General features: G+C 67.1%; 5 protein-coding genes. 1 reads left to right on the top strand and 4 read right to left on the bottom strand.

Annotated features, from left to right (window positions below; translation table 11 throughout):
• Nucleotides 1-126: DUF1206 domain-containing protein (locus tag ACTHL9_RS15430; protein WP_440520170.1), on the top strand; the 126-nt coding region annotated here is incomplete at its 5' end.
• 304 nt (nucleotides 127-430) lie between these two features.
• On the opposite strand, the gene menE is transcribed toward ACTHL9_RS15430, so the two are convergent.
• The 4 genes from menE to ACTHL9_RS15410 form a co-directional block, all read right to left on the bottom strand.
• Complete coding sequence (gene menE, locus ACTHL9_RS15425) at nucleotides 431-2014, bottom strand: o-succinylbenzoate--CoA ligase (protein ID WP_440520169.1); 1584 nt, start codon at nucleotides 2012-2014, stop codon at nucleotides 431-433.
• 10 nt (nucleotides 2015-2024) lie between these two features.
• Nucleotides 2025-3362, bottom strand: coding sequence for an MFS transporter (locus ACTHL9_RS15420; protein WP_440520168.1), 1338 nt, complete (start codon nucleotides 3360-3362; stop codon nucleotides 2025-2027).
• A 36-nt stretch (nucleotides 3363-3398) separates the two neighbouring features.
• Nucleotides 3399-3875, bottom strand: a complete 477-nt coding sequence (locus ACTHL9_RS15415; RefSeq protein ID WP_440520167.1) for a MaoC family dehydratase — start codon at nucleotides 3873-3875, stop codon at nucleotides 3399-3401.
• Nucleotides 3876-4158: 283 nt separating this feature from the next.
• Nucleotides 4159-4417: acyl-CoA dehydrogenase family protein (locus ACTHL9_RS15410; RefSeq protein WP_440520166.1), on the bottom strand; the 259-nt coding region annotated here is incomplete at its 5' end.

The following is a 4417-nucleotide window of genomic DNA, read 5'->3' as shown; positions in this document are numbered from 1 at the left end:
CTCGACGGCGCCCTCAAGAGCCTCGCGGGGCAACCCTATGGCGGCTGGATTCTGGGCGCGGTCGCAATTGGGCTCGCGTGTTACGGCATCTACTCCGCGGCCAGGGCAAGATACGCCAACTTCTAACCGTTTCGGGTACAGAGAAGCTGCCCCCCATCCGACGCCCCGCCGAACTCCCCAACCTCAATTCCCACTTCTCCAGCCCTTAAGAGCCCGCCCCGGCGTGTCGGCGAACGACGACGGTGTGTTGCCACCTTTCATCGCCGAACCTTGGGGAAGTGGGCCAGATTGGTTGGGTAAATCGGCCGATTGGTTGGGGAAGTGGGCCACCGTTTCGGGCGTCAGAAACTCCCACATTTCAGGCGTTTCAGGTGCAGAAACTATCTGCACCCGAAACGGCTCTGATGGTGAGTTGGTGTACCCGAAACGGTCAGAGGGCGTATTGCTTCCGGAGCTCTGCCTTCCGGATCTTGCCGCTGGCCGTCCTCGGCATCTCCTCCACGAACACGACCGACTTCGGGATCTTGTAGCGGGCAAGTCGGCCGTCGAGGTGAGTTCGTACGTCGTCGTCCGTGAGCTCCGCGCCCACGCGCAAGGTGACGATGGCCCGGGGAACCTCGCCCCATTTCTCGTCGGGCACCCCGATGACGGCGACCGACGCCACCTGCGGCAGCTCGACGATCACGGCCTCGATCTCGGCCGGGTAGATGTTCTCCCCGCCGGAGATGATCATGTCCTTGAGCCGGTCGGAGACGTAGAGGAAGCCCTCGTCGTCGCGGTAGCCCATGTCGCCGGACTTGAACCAGATCCCGTCGGCGTACGAATCACGCGTCGCATCGGAGCGGTTCCAATACTGCTTGATGACGTTCGGCCCGGAGATCTGGATCTCCCCGACCTCGCCGGGGGCGAGAGCCTCACCGAGGGGATCGACGATGCGGAGGTCGGTGAAGAAGTGCGGGAGGCCCGCCGACCCGAGCTTGTCGCGCGACCGTCCGCGCGGGAGTGTCGTCGCGCCCGGAGCCGTCTCGGTCATGCCGTAGTTGTTGGCGAACTCGATCCCGCGCGCATCGTAGGCCGCGAGCACACTCGCGGGGATGGCCGAACCGCCGCAGGTGAGCTTGCTGAGCGAGGTGAGGTCCGTCGTCAGCCATGAGGGGTGCTCGGCGAGCATCTGGAACGTGGTGGGCACTCCGTTGAGCGTCGTGACCCGGTGGCGTTCGATCAGTTCGAGCGCCCGGCCTGGCTCGAACTTCTGCTCTAGCACGGCCGTGCCACCTTTGAGCAGGATGGGCAGCAAGCCCATGTCGAGCGAGGCCACGTGGAACAGGGGCGAGATCATCAGCGCCACGTCAGTGGAGCTCAGATCCGTGTCGACCAGGACGTTGTAGCAGTTCCACGTGATATTGCTGTGCGTGAGCAGCGCGCCCTTCGGCCGGCCCGTGGTCCCGGAGGTGTAGAGGATCATGGCGCCGTCGTCGAGCGACACCGATTCGTCAATCGGTTCGGCGGGCGCCGCGAGGAGCGCTTGGTCGTAGCGTTCGACGGCGTCCGGCCCGACTTGGGCGGCAGGGGACCCGACCTCGGCGGCAGGCGACCCGACCTCGGCGAGTTCCGCGGGTTCGGCGACGACGAGCCGACGCAGCACCCCGGTGCCCGCGACCGCGGCTGCAGCCAACGCCTCGAGGTGGCCGGCGTTGACGAGGAGCCGCACACCGGCGTCGTCGAGCTGAAACTGCAGCTCGGGGGCGGCAAGCCGCGTGTTGAGCGGGACGAACACGGCGCCCAGCAGCCCGCACGCGAAGAACGTCTCGACAAAGGCCGGATCGTTCTCGCCGAGGTAGGCGACACGGTCCCCGCGGGCCACGCCGCGGCGGCGCAGAGCCTGGGCGAGCCGGTCGCTGCGCTCGGCGAGCTCCGCGTAGCTGATGCTCCGCTCGCCAGCGATCAGGGCAGCTTTGGGCCCCGACTTCGGCCGGCGCCGCTCGAGCCAAGAACCAACTCCGTTGTTGTACACAGCGTCCCTCCTAGCGGACGGTCGTGAGGTCATTGTCCTTCGACTCGCGCGTCAGCAGGATGAAGGCCGCGGAGACAAGGGACATGACAGCAAGGAAGCCAATGACGGCGGCGATGTTGAGGCCCGATTCCTTGTACAGCGAGGCGACGATGCCGGGCGTGAACCCTCCGCCGATGAGGGTCGCGAGCTGATAGCCGAGCGCGGCGCCGGTGTAGCGGGATGTGGTGCCAAACTGCTCCGAGACGAACGCCGCGAACGGGCCGTAGAGGGTCGAGTGGAACATCAGGGCGAGCGTGAACGCGACGAAGACGAGCCACACGTTCCCCGACCCCAGCAGTGCGAACATCGGGAAGAGGAACGCGACAAACAGGGCAAGGCCCGTGAGCATGACGGGACGGCGCCCGAAGCGATCCGAAATTCGGCCACCGAACAGCACGAAGGCGATCGAGATGACCGAAGCCCCGGCGAACCCGTACAGCACGCCCTGCTGAGGGGCGCCCCTCGTCACGGCGTACGTGACCGCGAAGGTGGCCAGGACCACCTGGAGCCCAAAGGCGGCGGCACCCGAGAGCATGACGAAGATGAGTGCCTTGGGTCTGCGGAGCACCTCCACGAGCGGGATCCTGCGCTTCGCGGGCGCGGTCTGCCGAGCCTCCTCCTCCGCGGCCACGGCGGCGGCGAAGATCGGGCTCTCGGAGACGCGGAGCCGCACGAAGAGGCCGACGGCGAGCAAGGCGAACGAGAGCAGGAACGGAACACGCCATCCCCAGGCGAGGAAGTCGCCGACCGGCAGTGCCGAGACGATGCCCATCATCACGGTTCCCAGGAAGGCGCCCGTCGGTGCGCCTGCATTGACGAACGACGCCGCAAAGCCTCGCCGCTGTGGGGCCGAGTGCTCAAGCGCCATGAGCGCCGCGCCGCCCCATTCGCCGCCGACGGCGATGCCCTGCAGCACCCGGAGGAGGACGAGGATCACGGCGCCCCACGGGCCAATCAGGTTGCCGCCGGGGATGAGACCGATCGCCGCCGAGGCGAGCCCCATGACCGTCATCGAGACGATGAGCATTCCCTTGCGGCCGATCCGGTCACCGAAATGGCCGAAGATCGCCCCGCCGAGCGGCCGCGCGACATAACCGGCTGCGAAGGTCGCGTAGGCCTCCACGGCGCCGACCCACGGGTCGGAGCCGGCAAAGAAGACCTTCGGGAAGGCGACCGCGGCGGCCGTTGCGTACAGGAGGAAGTCGTAGAACTCGATGGTGCTGCCGAGGTAGCTGGAGAGGATGACCGTGCGCGCTTCCTTGCGCTGCCCGGTGGCGCTCATCTGCTTGAGCTGTGTGGTTCCAGACATGGCGGTTCCTATGGGTGGCGGGGTGGGTGGGGTGGGTTACTTGTAGAAGCGCGCGAGGAATTCGGCGACGACGGCGGGGCGCTCCTGGCCCTCGATCTCGATCGTGGCGTTGACCTTGATCTGGGCGCCGCCCTTCACCTCGGTCACCTCCGCGATCTGGCCGGCCATACGGACCTTCGAGCCGACCTTCACGGGTGAGGTGAAGCGGACTCGGTCCAGGCCATAGTTGACCTTCGTAGTGACGCCCTCGACGTCGAACAGCTCGCCCCAGAACGGGATGAGCAGCGAGAGCGTGAGGAAGCCGTGGGCGATCGGGGCGCCGAACGGGCCCTCCTGGGCGCGCTCGGGGTCAACGTGGATCCACTGGTGATCGTCGGTCGCATCCGCGAAGAGGTTGACGCGGTCCTGAGTGATCTCGAGCCAGTCGGTCGCGCCGAGGTCGGCGCCGGTCATGGTGAGGAGCTTGTCGAAGTCGACGACGAGGCGAGGCTCGATAACGCGGGGAGTGCTCATGGAATTCTCCTTAGGGATCGGAACGAACGAGTGGTCACTTCTCCACCAACGAGTGGCCACTTCTCCACCAACGCGTGGCCACTTCTCCACCCGCGAGTGGCCAGATCTTTGGGTAGTGGCCACGGGTCGGGTGGGAGGTGGCCACGGGTCGGGTGGGAGGTGGCCACGGGTCGGGTGAGAGGTGGCCACGCGTTGGCTGGGAGGTGGCCACGGGTCGGGTGAGAGGTGGCCACGGGTCGGGTGAGAGGTGGCCACGCGTTGGTCGGGAGGTGGCCACGGGTTGCTAGCGGGTGAAGGCGCTGGCGCCGGTGAGCGCGCGGCCGACGATGAGGGCGTTGATCTCGTGCGTGCCCTCGTAGGAATAGACCGCCTCGGCATCGGCGTGGAAGCGGGCGACGTCGGTGTCGAGCGTGATGCCGTTGCCGCCCACGACCTCGCGGGCCAGGGCGACGGTCTCGCGCATCGCGAGGGAGGTCTGCATCTTGGCGAGCGCGGAATCCTGATCGCGGTAGATGCCGCGCTCCTGCTGCTCGGTGAGCCGG

Origin of the sequence: Sinomonas sp. (assembly GCF_051955515.1) — a bacterium.
Classification (GTDB): Bacteria; Actinomycetota; Actinomycetes; order Actinomycetales; family Micrococcaceae; genus Sinomonas.
The sequence above is the reverse complement of the archived record's forward strand: the minus strand, read 5'-3'. Positions and strand labels throughout refer to the sequence as shown.

Coding starts and splice junctions, on each gene's coding strand:
- ACTHL9_RS15415 (WP_440520167.1), bottom strand. CDS start 3,875: ATGAGCACTCCCCGCGTTATCGAGCCTCGCCTCGTCGTCGACTTCGAC.
- ACTHL9_RS15420 (WP_440520168.1), bottom strand. CDS start 3,362: ATGTCTGGAACCACACAGCTCAAGCAGATGAGCGCCACCGGGCAGCGC.